Raw genomic sequence first — 20,765 nt, 5'->3', positions numbered from 1 at the left:
GCGTTCTCATGGTCCACCGTCTCGCAGACCTCCGCGCCGACACCATGCCGATGCTGCTGCCGCACGGAGCCGCCGGCACGGACTGGCCGGCCGCACGGCTGGCGGCCGAACGGGTGTGGCGACGTTACCTCGGCACGCTGCCGGGTCCCGTCCCGGTCCGCCACGCGATAATCGCCGAGCACCACGAGCCGACCCACGTCCGCCAGCACCTCGTCTATGACGCGCCAGGTGGCGAGCAGGTGCCCGCCCTGCTGCTGGTGCCGCACGATGTGCTGGCGCACCGCCGTCCGGCGCCGGCGGTGCTCGCGCTCCACCCCACGGTGGGTACCGGCAAGGCGGACGTGGCCGCACCCGATGGCCGGGCCAACCGCCGGTACGGCGTGGAACTCGTCGAGCGCGGGTTCGTCGTGCTCGCGCCGGACACCATAACGGCGGGCGAGCGGGTCCCGTACGGCGAACAGCCGTTCCACACCGCCAGCTTCTACGCGGGCAACCCGGGATGGACGGCGGTCGGCCGCATGCTTGTCGACCACGTGCAGGCGATCGAGCTGTTGTGCGCCCTCGACGTGGTCGATCCGAACCGCATCGGCGCGATCGGCCACTCTCTCGGCGGGTACAACTCGATCTTCCTCGCCGGGCTCGACGAGCGGGTTCGCGCCGTCACCGCCAGCTGCGGCTTCAGCGTGTTCGCCGACGATCCGGACCCGGGCCGGTGGGGCGAACGGGACTGGTTTTCCCACATTCCCCGGCTCAGCCAGGATCTGGCGTCCGGCGAGGTGCCGTTCGAATGGCACGAGATCGCCGCGCTCGTCGCGCCGCGCCCGATGTTTGCCTGGTGTGCCAAGCAGGATGACATCTTCCCGCACTGGCCGGCGATCGCCGCCGGGGTGGCCGAGCTCGCGAGGCTGTACGGCGTCCTCGGCCACCCGGAAAATCTCGAGTTCGTCCTGGGTGACGGCGGGCACGACTTCCCACCACCCGCCCGGCAGGCGGCGTACGCGTTCCTCGAGCGGTGGCTCGGCCCGTGAAACCCGGCGGGGACGGTCTCCTGGTCAGGTCCGAGCGGGGCAAGGCACCGGCAGCGCCAGTCAGCCCATGCGGTCCAACAGCTCAGGCGTCACCTCGTGGTGCAACGCCTCGCCCCGCAGGAACCGGGCCACCTCCGCGACCACGATCTCGCCGGCGCGCCGGCGCGACTCGACCGTCCCCGCCGCCTCGTGCGGCGTCAGCAACACGTTCGGTAGCGCCCGCAGCGGGTGGTCTACCGGCAGCGGCTCCTCGTCGAACACGTCAAGCGCCGCGTCGAGTCGCCCGGTGCGCAGCGCCGCGAGTAGCGCGTCGCTGTCCACCAGCAGCGACCGTGCCGTGTTCACGAGCAGGCCGCCGTCGGGCATCAGGGCGAGCTCCCGCGCGCCGACCATGCCGACCGTCGCCGGCAGCACCGGGGCGTGCAGCGACACCACGCGCGCGGAGGACATCAGCTCGTCGAGCCCGACGCGGGCGACCCCCAGCTCGACCGCCTCCTCGGCGGACAGGTACGGATCGAAGACCAGCACCCGCGCGCCGAGCGCCCGGACCAGCGCGATGTATGCCCGGCCGGTCCGCGACGCCCCGACCACGCCCACCACGCTGTCGCGCAACTCCCGCCGGGGCGGGGCGGTCTTCGCGGCCGCCCAGTGCACGCCCGACCGCAGCGCATGGTCGAACCGGTGCAACCGGTGCAGCAGGGCGAGGGTCAGCGCCAAGGCCTGCTCCCCCACCGCGTACTCCATCGCGTCACCGGCCTGGGTGACCCGCACCCCACGGGCGAAGCACGCCGGGGTGGCGTACGCCTTGACGGAGGCACCGGTGTGCGCGAGCAGCCGCAGCCGTGGCGCGGCGGCCAGCACCTCCTCCGACAAGGGGGCGCAGCCCCAGGTGGTGACGACGACCTCCGCGCCGTCCAGCAGGCGTACGAAGGTGGCGACATCAGACAGGTCGGCGTCATCGGGCGGCAGGCGCAGCTGGCCGAGCGACGCCAGCGCATCCCACAGGTCCCCGGGGAAGAACAGCGAGCGCAGCCTCGGCCCAGCCGCCATCGCGATGATGCTCATCCGACTCGCGGCGCTGCCCCCGCTCGGTCGCGCGGCGGAAACACTGCTTCCTCCTCTCCAGGGCGGAACCTGCACAGGCGCCGGCCTCGAGCGCGGCGTTTGAGCGCCAGAGGGCAATGGTCGACATCCTCATTCGGACCGTCTCCCCGGTCTCAGGCGGGCCAGGCCAAATTACTGTCTAGGCCAGTATCGAGCATGAGTGGCGGCTCAGCCCTTGATACCGGAGGACATCACGCCCTCGGTGAGGTACCGCTGACCGAACAGGTACGCGACGAACAGCGGCACCGCCGCGACAACCGCACCGGCCATCACCTCGTTGAGGCTGGTTCTTTCCTGCTTGTGCAGCGAGGCGATGCCGACGGTCAGCGTCTGCATGCTGGTGTCCTGCCCGACGAGCAGCGGCCACAGGAAGTCGTTCCAGTGCCAGAGGAAGACGAACACCCCGAGCGTGGCGAGGATCGGCTTGCACAGCGGGATCACGATCTGCCAGTAGATCCGCCAGTCGGAACAGCCGTCCATCCGGGCCGCCTCGATGAGTTCGTCGGGAATGGTGCTGATGAACTGCCGAAGCAGGAACACTCCGGTCGCGTTGGCGAACGTCGGAACGACGAGCCCCCAGTAGGTGTCCACGCCCCCTGCCTGCGCGATCAGGATGAACAGCGGGATGAGGGTGATCTGGTACGGCACCATCAGCATCGCGAGGAAGGACCAGAACATCACCTCCCGGCCGGGGAACCGCTTCTTGGCAAAGCCGTATCCGGCGAGCGAGGACAGCAGGAGGACGAACACGACCCCGACGACCGAGTAGATGACCGTGTTGAAAAGCCAGCGGAGCACACCGTCGGCGCTGAAGATCCGGTCGTACAGTTCAGCGGTCAACGACTGTGGCAGCAGGCTGCCCGGGATCTCGATGGCCCCCTGCGGCTTGAACGACAGGATGACCATGGCGTAGAAGGGAAACAGCGTCACCAGGGCCCCCAGCACGAGCAGGAGGGCGGTGACCGCCCGGCCGAACCGGCTCGCCAGGGGCAGCCGGCGGCGTCCGGCCGACGGCCGGGTTGCGGCGGCAGTGGCCTCGGCGCGAGGCGGCGTCACGACGGTCATGCGTCGCTCCTCCCGAAGATCAGGCGCTGGATGAGCGCGATGACCAGGGTGAGCACGAAGAGCGCCACCCCGACCGCGCTCGCGTAGCCCAGGTTGAAGTAGGTGAAGCCCTGGTCGTAGAGCATGTAGACGAGCGTGTATGAACCGTGAGCTGGCCCCCCGCCGGTGAGCACATACACCGAGTCAAATACCTGGAACGAATTGATGGTGTCAAGCACGCCGACGAAGAACAGGGCGGGCCGTAGCTGCGGCAGCGTGATGTGCCAGAACTTCGCCCACGGTCCGGCGCCGTCAACCACTGCCGCCTCCTCGATCTCCGGTGGCACGTCGTGCATCCGCGCGAGGATGATGAGCATGTCGAAGCCGTAGCGCCCCCAGACGGCGAGCACCGCGACGGCGGGCAGCACAAGCAGGGTGCTGCCCAGCCAGTCCTGCGGCAGGCCGAGCCAACCCATGATCTTGGGCCATGGGCCCGACGGTGAGAAGATCCAGCCGAACACGATGCCGGCGAACACGATGCTCGTCACTGAGGGCAGAAAGAACACCGCGCGGAAGAACCGCGCACCGCGAAATGCCCGCCTGGTCAGCAGTGCCATCACGGTCGCCACGACCATGGACAGCGGCACGCTGATCATCGTGTACACGGTGGTGACCCGAAGTGCCGTCCAGAAGTCCGGGTCGTTGACGAGGTGCTCGTAGTGGTCGAACCCGCGCCAGGTGGACCCGCCGCCGATCGTGTAGTCGAAGAAACTCAACAGAATGCCCGCGATCGCCGGCCCGAACCGGAAAATCATGAAGAGCACCAAGCACGGCAGGACGAAGGCGAGCCCGGTCAGGGTGTCCTTCACCGCGCGCGCCCGTCGCGTGTCCGGGCCGGCGATCTCGAACGTTGCCATCGGAGACAGTGATCCTTCCTGGCGGTAGTGCGGCCTGCGGTGGGGCTAACCGAGCAGCTGGTTGGCCTGCTTGGCGGCCTCCTGCATGGCCTGCTCCGGAGTCTTCTGGCCGATGATCGCAGCCTGCACCAACGGCCGGAGCACGCCCTGGACGTCGCGCGCCTTGGGGTGCAGCTCGCCCGGCGAGGCGTAGTTCAGCATCTCCTCGCACTTGCCCAGCACCGGGTCGTCGGCGTACTGCGGCGGCACGGACTTGCGCGGGGCGAAGTAGCCCGAGGCCTTGTCGTAGGCGGCCATCACCTCAGTACTGGTGATGTAGTTCAGCCACTTGGCCGTGGCGTCCTTGGCCTTGGAGCCCTTGAGCATCGAGAACGACCCGACCGTCCCGTAGGTGGCCTGCGCCTTGTTCTGCAGCGGCGGCAGCGCCACGATGTTTTCCTTGCCCCACAGCGGGATCATCGTCGACGGCGCTTCCGAGTACATGCAGGCCACCTTGCCCTGCCCGAACCGGGTCTGCTCCGGCTTGAGCTCCTGCGTGATCGTTGCCTTCTCGACGAACCCGCCCTCGACGAGCTTGCGCATGAAGGTCACCGCCTCGACGCCCGCCTGGTCGTCGAACACGACCTTCTTGCCGTCCTCGGAGAAGGTCCTGCCGCCTGCCTGCCACAGCAGCGGGTAGAAGGCCTGGTTGATGCCGTCGAAGTATGGGATGGCCAGGACGTCGAAGCCCTTGGCCTTGAACGTCGGACCGAGTTTGAGCACGTCGTCCCAGGTCTTCGGGTAGTCCGTGACCCCGGCGGCCTCGAACACCTTCTTGTTGCACAGCGTGGGGACCACGCTCATCAGCATCGGGGCACCGACGATGTGGCCGTCGACCGTGACCGACTTCGTCACGCTCTCCCGGTAGTCGCTCTTCGCGTCCGCCGACAGGTACTTGTCGAGCGGCTCGAGCGCGTTCTGCGCGTAGAACTTGGGCAGCTGGTCCGGGATCATGTAGACGGCGTCCGGCCCCTTGCCGGCCGCGATCGCCGCGGTCAGCTGCTGCTCCCGGTTCGCCCACGGGTAGATGTTGACCTTGACTTTGACGCCGTTGTTCTGGTTCTCGAACGCCTTGATCTTCTCGTCCCAGAAGGCGCGGTGCTGCCCCTCGTCGGCGATGACCGGGTAGACCCACATGGTCACCTCCGATCCGGACCCGCTGCCGCCATCCTTCGACCCGCACGCGGTCGCCCCGGCTGTCACGGCCAGAAACGCAAACGCTGCCGCGAGTGTTCGCCGCAGAGCCATACACTCACCCTCTCTCTCGGATTTACGGTCCAGACCGTAGTTCCGGCCGACGATCACGTCAATGGGCAAGTGCAGCCACCGGCCACCTCGTTATTCAAGCGTCACGGGGGCGAGTCGACGTAGACGTCATCCGCTGGCGCGACCTGACGGCGGACCGTCCCACGCCGGGGCGACGAGGACTTCCATCGACCCTGGCTCTGGCGAGGCGGACGGAACCCTTAGGAGGTTTCGGATCTGGCCGAAATATGTCCGTTTCGGACCGCGCCGGAGGTGGCCCGTACTCTAACCGGTCCGAGGGGCGGCGGGCGACCGTCACCAGGACCTCCGATCCCCTTGGCCCTGGTGACCGCAGCCGCATCTGCCGAGGCGGCGGGCATGGCCTTCGCCGCCCAACGATCAGGCCGGGTTCATGATGCGAATCGGGATCGGCGTCCCGAGACCGGCCGCGTCGGAGTTTGGAGAGGGGAAGCCTCTGTCCTGGCCACCGGGAACAATCCGAAGCCCGCGCCGGCCCAACGGTTCGATGATGAGGGGCGGCCGGCTTGCCGGGCCGCCCCTCATCATTCATGATCTCAGCCGGCGCCCTGCGTCAGTTCGGGCGGCAGGGCGGGCGACGGAACAACAACGCCGCCGGTCATCACGGCGCAGCGCCGGCAGTCGGCGTACCGGCAGCGGGCCGCGCCCCGGTCGGCGACCAAGGCCGCGGCGGCGCGGGCGACCAGCGGTCCGGCCGGGTACGCGGTCCACGCCGAGCCGTCGACGGTGACTCGCCGGGCCAGTGGTTCGAGCATCGGGGCGAGCCGGTCGAAGCCCCGTGAGCAGGAGCCGACCTCGCATTCGACGACGCCGGCACGGGTGAGCGCCCAGCGCCGGAACATCTGCCGACCGGCCCGCTGCTCAGCGAGGTGGATGGCGGTGACCGAGGTCAGTCCGGTGCCCATGCACAGGATCAGCCCGTCGTGGGCCGCCAGGGCGCGCAGTGGCGCGTAGACGTCCAGCGGCGCCTGCCCGGCCACCAGGGTGGCGGCCAGCGGGCCGACCGCGGTGAAGGAGTTGAGCGGGTGATCGCCGCGGCGTCGGTCCGGGTGAGCGACCACGGTGGCGGCGAGTGCACCCACGGCGTCGGCGTGCACATACGGTGATGACGGGTCCCAGCAGTGCTGGGCGGGGCGGGTCGGCACGCTGCCGTCGTCCTCGGCGTTGTCCGGGCGGGACCGGCCGGGCGGTGGTGGGGTGGCGTACCACCCGCCGCTCCAGGTCGACACCATCAGCGTGCCGCCGCCCGCCAGCACCGCCTCCACGATCGCCGTCGGCCCCCCGTCGAGCCGCCCAAAGGAGCGCAGCGAGGAGTGCACGCAGACCGGGCGGCCGGTCGCGCCGATCGCGGCGAACCCGGCGGCCATCTCGGCGAGGCCGGCGCTCATCCTTTGATTCCCACGGTGGCGACGTTGTCGGCGACGTACCGCTGGAGGAGCCCGAAGACCAGCAGGCACGGCAGCACGGTGATGGTCGCGGCGGCGAGTTGCTGCTGTGGCAGCATCTGATCGGAACGTAGCGTGGCCAGACCGACGGTGATGGTACGCATCTCGTCGCTCTGGGCGACCAGCAGCGGCCACAGGAAGTCGTTCCAGTGCCAGATGAAGTTGGCCAGGGTCGGCACGATCATGCCCCAGTACGTGTCGATGCCGCCCGCGGCGCTGACCGTCAGAAAGAACGGGATCAGCGTGACGTGGAACGGCACCATCAGGGTAGCCAGCATCACCCAGAACACAGTGTCCCGGCCGGGCCAGCGTTTCTTCGCGAACGCGTACCCGGCCATCGTGGCGAGGATCAACACCAACGCGGTGGAGACCGCCGAGTACACCAGCGAGTTGACCGCCCAACGGGCCAGGCTCGCACCACGCAACGCCGTAACGAAGTTGTCCAAGCTGACCCGGTCCGGCCACAGCACATCCGGCAACGTACGCACACCCGGCGGAGACAACGCCACAAGCAGCATCGCCACGGACGGCACCAGCGTGGCAAGCGCAACCAGCACCACCAACGTCACCGTACCCAACCGACGGCGAGGCGGGCGCCCGGCGCGGCGCCGGACGGCGCCGATGGCGACCGGCTGGCTGGTCACCACAGTCATGTGTCTCCCTTGTGGTTGGAGGCGGTCCGGGCGCTGCGGACCGGCCGGGTACGTCATCCGGTCCGTGCGATGAGCTCGTTGGCCTCCTTGGCCGCGTCGTCCAGGGCCTGCCGCGGGCTCTTGTCGCCCTTGAGCGCGGCCTGAATGTGCGGCGCGAGCACGGACATCACCTGCCGGGAGGCGGGCTGCACCTCGCCGGCGAACATGGTGGACAGATACGGGGCGAACTGCTTCATCACCGGGTCGTCCGGCACCGGCACGGACTTGCGCGGCGGGAAGTACCCGAACGCCGTGCTGAGCCTGGCGAGCACGTCGCTGCCGGTGACGTAGGGGGAACTCCTTGGCCGCCTTGGCCTTCTTCGGGTCCTTGGCCTGCGAGGTAAGGACCAGGCCGCCGGGTATCCCGAAGCCGACCTGCTGGCCGTTGGACAGCGGCGGACCGACCAGTACGTTCTCGGCGCCCCACAGCTTCTGCACGTTCTTGACGAACGGCACGGACATCGCGTTGTTGAACGCAACCTTGCCCTTGGCCATCGGGCCGGTGGCGGCATCGCCCGGCGCGGTGAGCTGCGACTTGGGGATGCCACCCTGCTTGTAGATGTCGACGAGGATCTGCAGCGCCTTCTCGCCCTCCGGGCTGTTGAACGCCACCGACTTGCCGTCCGGGGCGAAGACGTGCCCGCCGCTCTGCCACAGGAGCGGGTAGTACGTGCCGTTGAGGGAGTAGCTGGCGGCCGCGGTGTAGTCGAGGGTCTGGTATCCCTTCGCGCTCAGCTTGGGCACCCAGGACAGCACCTCGTCCCAGGTCTTCGGCGCCTCGGTGACACCGATCTCGGCGAGCACCTTCTTGTTGTAGGCCGGCAGGTCCGCGGTCAGGTAGAGCGGCGCGATGTACAGCTTGCCCTCGTACGTCGACCCGCTGATCGCGCCCGGCTGGAAGTCCTCGCGCGGACCGCCGAGCGCGTCGTCGACCGGCTGAAGCGACCGGGTCCTGGCGAACTGCGGCACCTGATCGGGGATCATCAGCACCAGGTCCGGCCCCTTACCCGAGGCCAGCGCCGTGGTCAGCTTCTCCTCCCTGTTCTCCCACGGCTGGGTCTCGATCTTGACGTCGATGTCCGGGTGCGCCTTCTCGAAGTCCCACTCCACCCCCGACCAGAAGGTCTGGTTGACCGACTCGTCGCCCAACGGATACATCCACAACGTCACGGTCTGTTTGTCACTGCCGCCCGCGGACCCGCCGCAGCCCGCTGCGGCGAGGGCGAGCGCGGCCACGGCCAGGCCGCCGACCAGTCTTCGAAACATGCTGCCCTCCTCGCCAGCGCGACCCATCGGCGCGCCTCTCGTCCGCACGGGTCGCGCGGGATGTGCCGCCACGTCTGGTCGCGGCACTTCCTGTCGAGCCTGCCTTCGATGGCAAGCTAAGGGACTCCGGTTACGGCGGTCAATAAAAGATTTTGGGACGGCCTAAATTCTTGACAGTCCATCCGAGGAGCTTCACCCTGGCTGTCAATCGATTTCCATGGAGGTGGAGGTGTTCGACCAATCCCCCGTACGCGGCCCGCTTACCACGCGCCGCCGCCTACTCAAGGTCGCCGGCGCCAGTGCGGCCGCGCTGGCCACCGGCGGCCTCTTGTTGCCCGGCCGCGCCGCGGCCAGTGAACCCGCCGAGTGGACCACCCGCGCGAAGTTCGACGCCCTCGACCTCGGCTTCAACAACGGCGACGGGCGCAAGACCGACCTCAACGAGGATCGGGCTGCGCTTGGCTGGGGCGAGTCGTATGTGCTCCAGGCGTACCTGCTGATGTACGAGGCGTACCGCGACCCGTACTACCTGGACAAGGCGATCGACCACATCGACCACGTGCTGGCCAGCCGGGACACCGTACGCGGCGTGACCGACTGGCGCGGCCAGTCGCTGCCGGCCTGGCGGGCTGGCTGGCCGTACTCAGCCGGCCACCTCGACCTCGTGGACACGGCCGGGCGGCCGACGCTGCGCCTGGTCAGCGCGCTCGCCTACGCCGAGAGCATGACCGTGACCGTGTCGGCCGGCACCCTGCCCGGCACGTTCCGGATCGACACGTCGCACAAGGTTTACAAGAACGCCGTCAACACCTTCGACAACCTGACGATGGATCCGACCAGTCCGGACTACGCGGTGCGGCGGATCAACGACGCGTTCGACGCCACCAAGGACCAGCTCACCGCGCACGACCTTCGCGCGCAGTCCGACGCCGCCGGAGACCCGGTGCCCGGGGCCCAACTGATGAGCTCGTCGTACTTCTACTCCTGTGTCCACACCGGACAGATCGCGTACCCGATCGCCTGGTTCGCCCGGATCGTGCACACCACCCCGAAGCTACACAAGAACCGCTTGTACCGCGACAAGGCCCGCGAGTACTACGCCGCCGCCGAGGCCGCGGTAGCGGTCCACGACGAGGAGTACCTGGTCACCGACGACGGACGCGGCTACTACGGATACCTCAAGGGCGCGCCGGTCAACCTCGACGGCTCGGACCTGCCGCACAACTACAGCTGCTCGATGGCCCGCGTCTACCTGGAGCTGGACATGGCCGGCCACGGGCATCGGCACCGGCGGCGGGCCGAGGAGCTGGTCCGCAGCTTCGTCGCCGACCTTCGCCACCAGCCCGACGGCACGGCGACGTGGACGTACTACCGGGGCGGCGGCCTGTGCTACACCGGCTGGACCCGCGCCGACGACGTCTCGATGAACTTCCCGGTGCGGGGTGCGACGACCAAGCCCGAGGACACCGAGCACGGGCACATCGAGGCGACCATGGCGACCGTGGCCTACCGGGCCGGAATCGGCATCACCGCGGCGGACATGACCGCGTTGGCCCGTACGCTCAACCAGAGGATCCTGCAACGCACCCCCGACGGCCGGCTGACCGCCACCGAGTTCGTCGACGGCAGCGGCCGGACCGGCATTCCGTACTACGAGACAATCGTGCCGCCGTACCTGGGCCTGGCCTCGTTCGGTGACACCGACACGCTGATCCGCGCAGGGGCGCAGCTGATGGCGCAGAACGATCCCGCGCCCCAGGTGGTGCCCATCTACTCCACGGCATACCTGAACTGGGCGAGCCGCACCGGAGCGCGGGTGCGCTGACACCGAGCTGCTGGCCGGGGCTCCCTACGGGGCGCCCCGGCCAGCGGCCCCGGCAGTATGCGTCATCGGTCAGGCACGAGTTGAGGACTGGCGCCGTGCCCGTGGTGCCCGTACGGCACCCCCGCGATCGCGGCCGCGACTGGATCGTGCTCGCCGGCGACCCGCCGAGCCCCGTCGACCCGCCGGCAAGCTGCCGCTTCCACACCCACTGTCCGCTCGCCGCCGATGTGTGCCGCGAGCGCACCCCCACCCTGGACACCCCGGCCGAAGGCCACGCCGCCGCGTGTCACTTCGCCCCAGCGAACATCTAACGGGTGCTGGGCGGTGCGAATCGTCGCAGTCGATTGGTCACGGCGTAGGGATCAACGTGGCCGCGACGGGCCGGGAGCCGAAGGGTACGCCTGAGAAGCCGTCCTCTGGGTGGATCGGCGTGCCCGCCGCGGCGAGGACCTGCGGCGCCACGTCGACGTGGCATGCGTGGACATCGCCGGTGGGGATGCCGGGGCCGCAGCGGCGATCCACGCCGTCCGCTCCCACCGGGTCCGCTGACCGTGCCCACCGCCGTCGCGGTGACCGTGATCGGTGACCACGATCGTCGTCCACTCCTCGTCGGCGTAGCTTGGGCGGGTCGAGATGGCGTCCAGGATCTGGCCGATCCTGCGGTCTGCGGCCTCGATGGCGCTGATGTAACGCGCCGGTGCCACCGTCATGGGCGGTGTGGTCGGGGTCGCCGAGGTAGACAAAAGAGGCGTGCACGTCCTCGCGCGACAGCACCGCGACCGCCTCGTCGGCGAGAGCCTGGTCGGCCACGTTGTAGCCGAGCTCCTCGCCGTCGACAAAGGTCTGCCGCGATGGCGGCCCGAAGATCGGGCCGCCATCCCCCGCGGGTAGTTCGGGTCGTTCAGTGCGACCCACCCCCAGGCGATCGCCGAACCCTGCAGGTTGATGACAGCGCCAGAGGAGTCCTTGACGTCGGAGAAGGTCTTGGTGGTCAGGTCCAGCCGGGACAGGCCGTCCGCGTCGGTGTAGTAGACCGAGCGCCCGTCCGGGGCAAGCGGGGAGACGCCGCGCGAGCCGATCGGAAAGGTGATGACGGTCTGTCCGCTGTCACCGTCGGTCAAGGTGTCGGCGGCGCCGGTGTCCGGGTCGAGCACCGCCGCGGTGAGCGAGGGGTGCATCTTGGCGATCAGCCGGCCGCTGACGTAGTTCAGGTCGTAGACCTCCTTCTCACCGGTGAACGCCGCTGGCAGGATATCCGCCTTGGCCCCGGTTCCAAGGTTGTGCCGGACCAGGCGGCCGGTGCCGCCGGTGCCGATGTAGAGGATGTCCTCGGTGCCGTCCAGCTTCAGCGCGGTGGACAGGGCGTGGGTCTCTCCAGACCACGCGGTGCCTAGGTTGTACAGGGTTCCGGTGCCGGAGACGGCGAAGACGCCGGCGCCCGGGTAGGTACCGCCGTAGACCGCGCAGCCGCGCCCCGCGCTCATCACGTACAGCACGACCGCCCCGGGCACCGGGGCGCCGAGATTCGCCAGGGTCTGGGTGTCGGGGTCGTACCGGTAAACCCGACCACCGCGGTAGCTGCCGATGGTCACCTTACGGTTGGAGTCGTCGACGGTGATCGCCCAGGCGGCGGTCTGACCGGCCAATGGGAAGGATTTGACCACCTGGCGGGTGTTCAGATCCATCACCACGAAGGTGCCGGGCTCGGTGACGGACGCTGCGTCGCCGTAGACGACGGCGTAGAGCAGCGGTCGCCCGGTGGCGTCGGTGCCGACCGCTCCCTTGTGGATGGTGATCGCTCGGGCCTGCGGACCGAGATCGGTGAAGGTGCCGCTGGTGGCGGCGGCCGCCGCCACGCGGTGGGCCGGAGCGACGATGGCCAGGGCGGCGACCAGGATCAGCAGGGCGAGGATGACCTTGCTGGTCTTGCCCGGTGGAGCAGGTTTTGCCGCATAGGTACCCCCTGGGCAAAGACCCGGTCGCATGCGCGGACCGGCACGTGCTCCTGTTGCGACAGTCAGGGCCGCAGTCGTGGGTGGTGGCCCGGACGCTGCGGGCATCCGGCCGTGGTTGTCAGGTGCCGTGGCTGCCCGGGGCGCCGCCCCGGGCAGCCACGGCGGCTCAGGCCCCCACGTCGGACTGGCCGGCCGCCGCCACGATCGCGTCCTTCTCCGAGTCGGTCAGCACCCCGGAGCGGACGAGATCCGCGGTGACGTGCGCGACGTGCGCGAGGAACGCCCCGTGGCTGTCCCAGCTCGTCTCGTCACGGATCAGGTCGTTGACCGTGCAGCCGTCGGCGGCGTATCGGTTGGCCACGCCGGAGTCGACGTCGCCGGTGAACACGTGAGCCCGCAGGTCCGAGCCCCGGCAGGCGTCCGCCTCCGGCACGTAGCGCAGCAGGTGCGAGCCGTACTGCACCGCGCCGTTCGCCGCCTTGACCCCGTTGCGGAACCACAGGTTGCCCTGCGCGTCCTGGGTCAGCCGGTACGTCTGCGCGTCCCGAATCACCGTCACCGCCTTCGACAGTGGGTCGATCTTGAGCAGGTTCCCGTCGAGCGAGGCGTAGACGTGCTCGTCGGCGGGGTTAACCGTTAGCTCGTCCTGCACCCCGGAGTAGTCGCCGGGGATGTCCTGCCGGTGGACGACGGCTCCGGTCGCCGGGTCGAGGATGAACAGCTCCCCGTCCGCGAGACCCCAGATCCTGCCGTCGGGGCCGGCGACCACCGAAGTGATCGCGTCGGCGCCGGGCAGCGGGGTGTACTCGGCGATCTTCTCGCCGGTGGCGAGGTCGGCGGTGAAGAGCTTCGCCTCGGTCGCCTTCGGTTCGGTGCCCCCGCCACCACTGATCGAGGTACCGGCCCAGAGCCGGTCGCCGATCACGGCCAGCGCGACCACGCCCTGGTCAGCCACGATGTCCCGGTGCGTGACCCGCTCGCCCGTCGCGGTGTCGTACACGGTCAGCGCGCCGCCCCACAGGCCGTAGTCCGGTGTGCTGCCGACGTAGATCTTCGAGCCCGCCGAGGCGAACGTGATCGGGCGGTTCTGCCCGTCCGGCTGCAGCCGGAACAGCTCCCGCGGGTTCGTGCCGCGGACGTACGGCTTGGCCGGGTCGTACTCGAGCACGCCGCCGTACGGGTAGATGCCCTGGTACATCTTCCCGCCGTGCCAGCCGAAGCCGTCGGCCTGCCCCAGTCCGCCCAGGTTGGTCGCCTTGCCGGTGGTCGGGTCGAGCACCGACAGATTGCCGTTGATGTAGAGGTTCGTGTAGACCCGCCCGTCCGGGCCGGCGCTTATGTTGTTGATGTCCAGCGCCTGCGGCGGGAACGGCAGCACGTACTGCTCATTCGCTCCGGTGGCCGGGTCGTACCACAGTGCCTGCCCCTGGTAGTTGCCGATCGCCGCGTAGACCTTGCCGTCGATGAATCCCCACCCGACCCCGGGCCCGGCGCTGACCACCGGCTTGCCGGCCGCGTCGAGCGCCGGTCCGTACGTGTCGGTCGGCAGATCGTAACGCCAGAGTTGGGTGCCGGAGGTGAAGTAGACCGACCGCCCGTCCGGGGCCACCGTCGAGGTGCGCGGGAGCTCATCGTGAAGTTCTCGGCCAGTACCGCACCGGTGTCCGGGTCCAGCACGAGCGCCTGCAGCTTGCTGCGCTTGACGAACAGCTTCCCGCCGACCAGGTTGATGTCGGCCGGAGCGTTCGGGTCGCCGCGCAGCGCCTCCGGCCAGATGTCGCGCTTCTCTCCGGTCTTCAGGTCGACCCGGATGAGGTGCCCGTGGCTACTGATCGCCGCCCAGAGCACGTCGCGGTCGGGGTCGATCGCCACATCGATGACGTACTGCTCGCCGGCGTACATCGGGCCGTAGTCACGGAAACCCTCGGCGGGCGAGTACGAGAACACGTGCGCCCCAGGGTAGGTGCCGCCATAGATCCGGCCGTCGGCGCCCGGCCGGAACCCGTACAGCACGGTCTGCCCCGATACCGGCGCGCCGAGATCCACGGTCTCGCGGCTCTGTGGGTCGTACGAGTAGACGTGGGCGTTGGGATAGCTGCCCGCGTACACCATGCCATCGCTGGCCTGGGTGACGCCCCAGGCACCCGAGGATTCGGGCAGATAGGCGGTGTCGAGCAACTCCCGGTCACCGGGTCGGTCACGCTCAGCACACCCGGCGAGCCCATCTGGACGGCGAAGGCGGCCGGGCGGCCACCGGCATCGCTGCCGTATGCCACCTCGAAGACGGTCAGGGCGCTCTGCTGGACCCCGAAGTCGGTGACGTTGCCGGGCTCCGGGTCGCCCGCGGCGGCGGCCACGGCAGGCTCGGAGCCGGCCAGGAGAGCTGCGGCGAGCGCGGCGGCGAGGGCCCCTCGGACCCTACGGCTGGTCATCGAGGGCCACCGATGGCGATGTGGATCAGGTTGCGCTCACGCAGCGTGTAGAGGCCCCGGCCGGACGGATCGGCGGCCAGCTTCGCGCCGTCGAACCAGCCGCCGGCCAGGCCGTCGACGACCGTGGTGACCCGCAGCGACTCCAGGTCGACCCGGTAGACCCGGTTGCCGTCGGTGCCGTACAGGACGTCGTCGCGGACCACGAGGTCACCGCCCGGTCCGCCGACCTCCACCGTGCGCAGCACCTTCCGGCGGGCGGGATCGAACTCGAACAGGACCCCCGTGTCGGTGACCCCGTAGATCCGGTTCGCGGTGTGCCCCAGGTCGGCGATGAACGTCGCGTCCGCCACCGGTTCCAGCTGCCACTCGAGGCGACGCCGCGCCAGGTCGAACGCGGCCAGTCGGGCCGTGGTGGTGACGGGCGGCAGGCCGAACCCCTCCTGGATGTACGTGCCGAGGTAGGCGGTGCCGCGCAGCGTCGTCACCGAGTAGACGCTCTGCTGGTCGACGACCGGCCGGTACACGTCCAGCGTCCCGGTGGGCGCGTGGTAGAGCGAGAGCGCGCCGTCAGGCTGCCCCGGCTCGGGCTGGGTCGGGATGACGAGCAGTTCCGACGGCCCGTCGTACACCATGTCGCGGGGTCGGTCCTGCCGGTTCGCGATGTGCGCGAGCAGCGTCGCCTCGGCATCGCCGGGTCGCCAACCGTAGAGCAGCGCCTGCGTGTACACCCCCATGTAGACCTGGCCGTCCACGGCGACCATCGCCTTCGGCTCGCCGGGAATGCCGATCCGGGTCTGCTGACCGGTGGACCGGTCGTGCACCTGGGTGCCGCCCTTGCCGCTGACGTACACCCGGCGGCCGTCGGACATGACCGTCATCGGCTGTTCAGGGGCAGCCCGGAAGCCGCGCTCGACAAGGTTGCGGTAGTCGATGGTGTTCGTGGCCGGGTCGTAGACGTACAGGGCGCCGTCCTGGATGCCCCAGACCTTGCCGTCGTACGCGAGCAGCGCCGGCGTGCCGGCCTCCGGGTACGGCACACCGAGCGCCTCGACCTGCCCGGTTGCGCGGCGGTAGCGGTAGAGGGTGCCGGACGGCCGGCCGGCGAAGTAGACGTCGTCGCCGAGGATCGCCGTGGCGGTCACGTACTTCTCACCGGGCGCCGTGGCCTTGACGATCCGGTAGTCGGTCGGGTCCGTCTTGTTGACCAGGAGCAGCTCACCGACCGACGAGATCCCCATCGCCAGGTGGGTGTCGCTCATCGTCATGCTCGCCACGAAGTCTCGGGTCAGCAGCTCGGGCGGCAGCACGTCCCGCTTCGCCCCGGTTGCCCGGTCAAGGGCGACCAGGTGGGCGTGCGCCCCGATGCCCGCCCAAACGGTGGTGGCGTCGGCGGCGATGCTGCGCACGTACTGCTCGCCCAGCACCGGCTGGCCCAGGTCCCGGGTGGCCCCGGTGGCCGGGTCGTACTCCGCGACGCGACCGCTCTCCGAGAAGCCGAGATAGATCTTGCCGTCGGGGCTCGCGGCGATGTTCCAGATGAAGTGGTCGTCGAAGGAGGCAACCTTCGTGACCGTGTGGGTCAGGGTGTCGATGCGGTACAGGTCGGACGGGATGTGGGTCCCGACGTAGACGTCGGTGCCGATGGCGGTCATCGCCCAGGCGCCGATGCCGGTCGCGATGTCGTAGTGACGGATCACCCGGTCGGTGCCGGGGTCGTAGACCCCGACGGCGTTGGGCGAGAGGCCCCGGGTGACGGCGTAGAGGAGCCCGTTGACGAAGACGGCGTTGCCGAGCGCGTTGGTGACGCTGGCCGGGCCGAGGTCAGTGACGGTGCCCTCGGGCGGGCTGCTCGCCGAGGCGACGCCGGTTGGCAGTGCAGCTGGCAGCGCGGTCAGCGCCGCGCCGGCGACGGTGGCGCGCAGGATGGTACGACGCGATAACGACACGAGGTGACCTCCCGGGTTGCGTAAGTGCTGGGCACTCTATTACGGGCGAGGCCGAAACTCCATAGCCACCGATGGGTCGAGCTGCGAGAGGCAGGTTCTTGATGCCCGGCACCGGGCGAACACTCGCCTTGGGGAGCAGGGTTAGCTCATAATGGTCTCGTCCGTAACCACACCACAGCGGCGAGGCGATCGACGATTCGCGCCGAGGCCCCGCAGGTGCGATGCGTCCTCGCTCGCCTGGCCGGAAACTCGCGGCGTCCGGCCGGGCTGCTCAGCCGAGTCGTTCCACCATGAGTCGGTACGACTGACGAGGTCGGCCCGGGCCGGCGGCGCGGGCCGGGGGCATCTGCCAGGCCAGCCCCAGCTCGGCGAGCGCGTGCAGCAGCCGGCGGGCCGCGCGGGGCGTGATGTCGAGCAGGTTCGCGACAGTGGAGGCGTCAACCACGACCGGGCCCGACGTCGGCATGTCGCCGTCCGACCGGATCGCGGCCACGAGCCGCGCGAGGGTCCCGGCGGCCTTCGTCCGCGCGTCGTTCTGGGCCGCCAGCCGCACCCGGGGCCGCGACGGAAGCATCAGGACGTGGCCGTCGTGCCCGACGAGGTAACTGTCGTGCTCCCCGTCGGTGCGCGAGCGGATCAGCGCGGCCCGCGCGTTGGCTTCGGCTTCGCGCGCCGTCTCCCCCAACCCGATGCCCAACTCGATGTCGATGCCCAACTCCGCACGCACCCGCTCCACGAAGGGCGGGACGGCGAAGTCTTCGGTCGCCGCGACCAACGAGCCGAGCGTGGCGACCACGTAATAGCCGCGTTCGTCGCGGGGCAGGACCGTGGCGCCCATCCCGCGCGCCTCATCGAGCAACAGACCGTGCAGCGCCAGCCGCAGCGACCCGAAGTCCCCGCCGCCCACCGGCGCTTCCACGATGCCGATCGCGATCTGCGACTCCTCCAGGCGGCTGCCCAGCCCGAGCAGAAGCGCGGTCCGCAGCGCGATGCGCACCGTCGCCTTGGTGGGCCGCACCAGCAGCACGGGGACCCCGGCCTTGGTAAGCCGCTGCGCCACCGAGCGCACGCTGGTCAGGGCCACCGTGGTGGTGCCGGAAAGGTGGAGCTCGGAGTGGAACGACTCGAAGGCGCTGGGCGAGGACGGGTCGGAGTACTCCAGCACGTGCACGTCGTCAGCGGAGACACCGATCTCGGCGTACGCCTCGTCGACCTCCCGCCGTGGCACCGAGTCGACACTGACCCGGCGCAGGTCGTATCCGCCGTCCAGGACGGCACGCAGCAGCGTGCCGTAGAGCGCTGAGCCGGACAGCGGCACGAAGGTCGCGGGTACGGCGATGGCGCCGGCCTCGCGCGCCAGGTCGTACGGCAACGGGCCGGCGAAGAGGCACACGTCGAGCTCGGGCTGGACCCGGGCCAGTTCCCGGGCGATGTCTCCCTCGTCCTCGTATGCCACCGCGACGAGCCGGAAGTCGACCGGACCGTCGGCGAAGTCCGCACCTAGGTGCATGGTGGTGGCCACCACGTCGGCGGTGCCGACCACGCCTACGGTCAGCTTGTGGCCGAGCCCTTCGGAACCCGCCTCCCCCACCGGTCACACTCCCGTCTCCGTAACTGTGTGCAGACTACCCACGCAGGCGCGCGTGAACGCGGACGAAGGCCGCCGCGATGGCATCCACATCGGCGTCGGTGTACGCCTCGTTCCACTGCAACACGAGCAGGGTCCGGTCGATCAGCCGCTCAGCCTGAGGGCACAAGCCCGGTCCGTAGCGGAACTCGACGCGGGCCGGCGGGCTGGTGAACGGGAAGCCGGATCCGCCGTACAGGCGCCGTTGCGCGAGTGCCGGATACCCGTACACCGGCTGGTCGAGGTAGCCGGCCGTCACGGGTACGCCTTCGGCGGCCAGCGCCTTGGCGTACGCCTGGTTGTCCGCCCCCGCCGCGTCCACATCCAGCACGACCGGGAACAGCCACACGGCGTGCCGGTCGAGGCCGGCCGGCACGCGAATCCCGGCCAGCGGGCGCAGCGCGTCGGCGAGGCGCCGGGCGGTGCGCCGACGGTCCGCGACGACGGTGAGCAGCTTGGCGAGTTGGGCCCGCGCGACCGCCGCCTGCAGCTCGGTCATCCGGTAGTTCATCCCGAACGACAGATGAGTGCGCTCGCCGGTGGCCCGGGGCCAGCCCTTGTCGGCGAACAGGCGCATCGCGGCGGCAAGCTCCGGGTCCGCGCTGACCGCTAGACCGCCGTCCCCGCAGGTGATGTGCTTGTACTGCTGCAGCGAGAAGCAGCCGACGTGTCCCACGGTGCCGGCGAGTCGGCCGTCGGGCAGCGCCGTGAGGTACGCCTGCGCACAGTCCTCGATCAGAGTGATTCCGCGGCAGTCGGCGATGTCGCGCAGCTCGTCGACGGGTGCGGCCGCGCCGAACAGGTGCACGGCGACGATCGCCCGGGTCCGCTCGGAGATCAGGGACTCGACGCTGGACGGGTCGAGCAGGCCGGTGGCCGGGTCGAGGTCGGCGAAGACCGGCACCGCGTTCTGCGCCAGAATCGGGATGACGGTACCGAAGTCGGTCAACGGGGTGGTGATGATCTCGTCACCGGGCGCTGGGTCGACCGCGCCGACGGCCAGGTGCACCGCGGCCGTACCGGAGGAGCAGGCCACCGCGTGGTCGATGCCGAGCAGGGCGGCGAACTCGTTTTCCAGGGCCGGTGTCTGGGTGCCGCCGACGGTGAAGTTGAGCTTCCCGGAGGCGAGGACCTCGGCCAGCGCCGCGGCCTCCTCGTCACCGAAGCTGCGGCCGGCCGGCTCCGCCGCGCTCGGATAGTGGATCACGACCGCACCACCCTTCCTCCGGTGGTGACGGCCTCGGCCGGCACGGTCGCCGCCGGAGCCCCGGGCTCGGTCGGCCCGGCGGGTGCGAACACCACCCGGTTGCGCAGCACACCGAGGTCACCGACGCGCACCTCGACCGTGGACCCGTCCGGGACCGGGCCGATGCCGTCGGGCGTACCGGTGGCGATCACGTCGCCGGGCTCGAGGGTCATGACCGCGCTGAGCCGCGTCAGCAACTCGCCGACCCCGAAGATCATTTGATCGGTTCCGCCCCGTTGGCGCGGCTCACCGTCGACCCGTACCTCGAGGTCGAGGGCCTGCGGATCCGGGACCTCGTCAGCGGTCACCAGCCACGGCCCGAGCGGTCCGTAGCCGTCGATGCTCTTCGACAGGTCCCAGGGGTGCCGCGCCTCGATGTCATCCAGTTGCAGGTCGCGGGCGGTGAGGTCGTTGCAGATCGTGTACCCGGCCACCGCCTCACGCCAGGTCAACCCGGTGAGGTTCCGCGACCGGCGGCCGATCACCACGGCCAACTCACCTTCGTGGTCGATCCGCCGGGTCAGCGGTGGAACCACAACGTCGCACCCGTGTCCGGTGAGGGTGTTCGGGCCCTTCAAGAAGGTCACCGGCCGAGCGGGCGGGGTGAAGCCGCCCTCCTGTGCGTGGGCCCGGTAGTTCAGCGCCAGGCAGATCATCTTGGGTACGGGCCAGACCGGCGGCCCGAGCGGAGCTTCGTCGAGTGGCTGTACCACGTCACCGTCCGGTCCCGCCGCTGCCCGCGCCGCCGCGGCGGCCTGCCAGCGCTCCCGTTCGGCGGGCGGCAGGGTCGCGGCCGCCACCGGGCCGGCGTGCAGGCCGAGCACGTCGGCGCGTACGACCAGGTCGCCGACGCCGATTCCGACGCGGAGTCCGTCCGGTGTACGTAATCCGGCGATTCTCACAGTGATCAACCCC

15 protein-coding genes are annotated in these 20,765 nt (G+C 69.9%); 3 read left to right on the top strand and 12 right to left on the bottom strand.

Annotated features, from left to right (window positions below; translation table 11 throughout):
- Positions 1-8: 8 nt before the first annotated feature.
- A complete protein-coding gene (locus GA0070624_RS16620; RefSeq protein ID WP_091342152.1) occupies positions 9-1,028 on the top strand; it encodes an alpha/beta hydrolase family protein in 1,020 nt (339 codons plus the stop codon).
- 60 nt (positions 1,029-1,088) lie between these two features.
- Here the strand turns inward: GA0070624_RS16620 and GA0070624_RS16615 are convergent, their stop codons facing one another.
- From GA0070624_RS16615 to GA0070624_RS16590, 6 genes are all read right to left on the bottom strand, one after another.
- Positions 1,089-2,093 (bottom strand): hydroxyacid dehydrogenase, encoded by a 1,005-nt coding sequence (locus GA0070624_RS16615; protein ID WP_091342149.1) that lies wholly within the window; start codon positions 2,091-2,093, stop codon positions 1,089-1,091.
- 207 nt (positions 2,094-2,300) lie between these two features.
- Positions 2,301-3,197, bottom strand: a complete 897-nt coding sequence (locus tag GA0070624_RS16610; RefSeq protein WP_091342147.1) for a carbohydrate ABC transporter permease — start codon at positions 3,195-3,197, stop codon at positions 2,301-2,303.
- Positions 3,194-4,093: a carbohydrate ABC transporter permease gene (locus GA0070624_RS16605; protein WP_091342145.1), complete on the bottom strand. Its 900-nt coding sequence runs from the start codon at positions 4,091-4,093 to the stop codon at positions 3,194-3,196. Before GA0070624_RS16605 ends, GA0070624_RS16610 begins: the two co-directional genes overlap by 4 nt.
- A 45-nt stretch (positions 4,094-4,138) precedes the next feature.
- A complete protein-coding gene (locus tag GA0070624_RS16600) occupies positions 4,139-5,269 on the bottom strand; it encodes an ABC transporter substrate-binding protein (protein WP_245719162.1) in 1,131 nt (376 codons plus the stop codon).
- A 683-nt stretch (positions 5,270-5,952) separates the two neighbouring features.
- Entirely contained in the window at positions 5,953-6,804 is an 852-nt protein-coding gene (locus tag GA0070624_RS16595; RefSeq protein ID WP_091342140.1) for an AAC(3) family N-acetyltransferase, read from the bottom strand.
- Positions 6,801-8,819 carry an extracellular solute-binding protein gene (locus GA0070624_RS16590; RefSeq protein WP_176731727.1) on the bottom strand — a complete coding sequence of 673 codons (2,019 nt, stop codon included), beginning with the start codon at positions 8,817-8,819 and terminating at the stop codon, positions 6,801-6,803. Before GA0070624_RS16590 ends, GA0070624_RS16595 begins: the two co-directional genes overlap by 4 nt.
- A gap of 229 nt (positions 8,820-9,048) precedes the next feature.
- On the opposite strand from GA0070624_RS16590, the gene GA0070624_RS16585 reads away from it, so the two are divergent.
- Positions 9,049-10,644, top strand: a complete 1,596-nt coding sequence (locus GA0070624_RS16585; RefSeq protein WP_141715054.1) for a hypothetical protein — start codon at positions 9,049-9,051, stop codon at positions 10,642-10,644.
- Positions 10,645-10,739: 95 nt separating this feature from the next.
- Positions 10,740-10,955 carry an oligopeptide/dipeptide ABC transporter ATP-binding protein gene (locus tag GA0070624_RS35770; protein WP_245718825.1) on the top strand — a complete coding sequence of 72 codons (216 nt, stop codon included), beginning with the start codon at positions 10,740-10,742 and terminating at the stop codon, positions 10,953-10,955.
- Between the two features lie 51 nt (positions 10,956-11,006).
- On the opposite strand, the gene GA0070624_RS16575 is transcribed toward GA0070624_RS35770, so the two are convergent.
- The 6 genes from GA0070624_RS16575 to GA0070624_RS16550 form a co-directional block, all read right to left on the bottom strand.
- On the bottom strand, positions 11,007-12,629 hold the full coding sequence (locus tag GA0070624_RS16575; RefSeq protein WP_091342129.1) for a hypothetical protein: 1,623 nt from the start codon (positions 12,627-12,629) through the stop codon (positions 11,007-11,009).
- A 136-nt stretch (positions 12,630-12,765) separates the two neighbouring features.
- Positions 12,766-14,208, bottom strand: a complete 1,443-nt coding sequence (locus tag GA0070624_RS16570; RefSeq protein WP_176731726.1) for a ligand-binding sensor domain-containing protein — start codon at positions 14,206-14,208, stop codon at positions 12,766-12,768.
- Between the two features lie 819 nt (positions 14,209-15,027).
- A complete protein-coding gene (locus GA0070624_RS16565; RefSeq protein WP_091342125.1) occupies positions 15,028-16,977 on the bottom strand; it encodes a hypothetical protein in 1,950 nt (649 codons plus the stop codon).
- 271 nt (positions 16,978-17,248) lie between these two features.
- Positions 17,249-18,568, bottom strand: a complete 1,320-nt coding sequence (locus GA0070624_RS16560; protein WP_091342123.1) for a helix-turn-helix domain-containing protein — start codon at positions 18,566-18,568, stop codon at positions 17,249-17,251.
- Between the two features lie 34 nt (positions 18,569-18,602).
- Positions 18,603-19,811: a DegT/DnrJ/EryC1/StrS family aminotransferase gene (locus GA0070624_RS16555; protein ID WP_218105169.1), complete on the bottom strand. Its 1,209-nt coding sequence runs from the start codon at positions 19,809-19,811 to the stop codon at positions 18,603-18,605.
- The gene (locus GA0070624_RS16550; protein WP_245719161.1) at positions 19,808-20,752 is read right to left on the bottom strand and encodes a fumarylacetoacetate hydrolase family protein; all 945 of its coding nucleotides are present in this window, start codon (positions 20,750-20,752) and stop codon (positions 19,808-19,810) included. The genes GA0070624_RS16555 and GA0070624_RS16550 overlap by 4 nt, the downstream gene beginning before the upstream one ends.
- Positions 20,753-20,765: the final 13 nt, after the last annotated feature.

Origin of the sequence: Micromonospora rhizosphaerae (genome assembly GCF_900091465.1) — a bacterium.
In the GTDB taxonomy this organism is placed as follows: domain Bacteria; phylum Actinomycetota; class Actinomycetes; order Mycobacteriales; family Micromonosporaceae; genus Micromonospora; species Micromonospora rhizosphaerae.
Note: the sequence above shows the minus strand (reverse complement) of the source record. Positions and strands in the feature narration are given on the sequence as shown.

Coding starts and splice junctions, on each gene's coding strand:
- GA0070624_RS16600 (WP_245719162.1), bottom strand. CDS start 5,269: ATGTGGGTCTACCCGGTCATCGCCGACGAGGGGCAGCACCGCGCCTTC.
- GA0070624_RS16605 (WP_091342145.1), bottom strand. CDS start 4,093: ATGGCAACGTTCGAGATCGCCGGCCCGGACACGCGACGGGCGCGCGCG.
- GA0070624_RS16575 (WP_091342129.1), bottom strand. CDS start 12,629: ATGCGACCGGGTCTTTGCCCAGGGGGTACCTATGCGGCAAAACCTGCT.
- GA0070624_RS16595 (WP_091342140.1), bottom strand. CDS start 6,804: ATGAGCGCCGGCCTCGCCGAGATGGCCGCCGGGTTCGCCGCGATCGGC.
- GA0070624_RS16590 (WP_176731727.1), bottom strand. CDS start 8,819: ATGTTTCGAAGACTGGTCGGCGGCCTGGCCGTGGCCGCGCTCGCCCTC.
- GA0070624_RS16615 (WP_091342149.1), bottom strand. CDS start 2,093: ATGAGCATCATCGCGATGGCGGCTGGGCCGAGGCTGCGCTCGCTGTTC.
- GA0070624_RS16620 (WP_091342152.1), top strand. CDS start 9: ATGGTCCACCGTCTCGCAGACCTCCGCGCCGACACCATGCCGATGCTG.
- GA0070624_RS16610 (WP_091342147.1), bottom strand. CDS start 3,197: ATGACCGTCGTGACGCCGCCTCGCGCCGAGGCCACTGCCGCCGCAACC.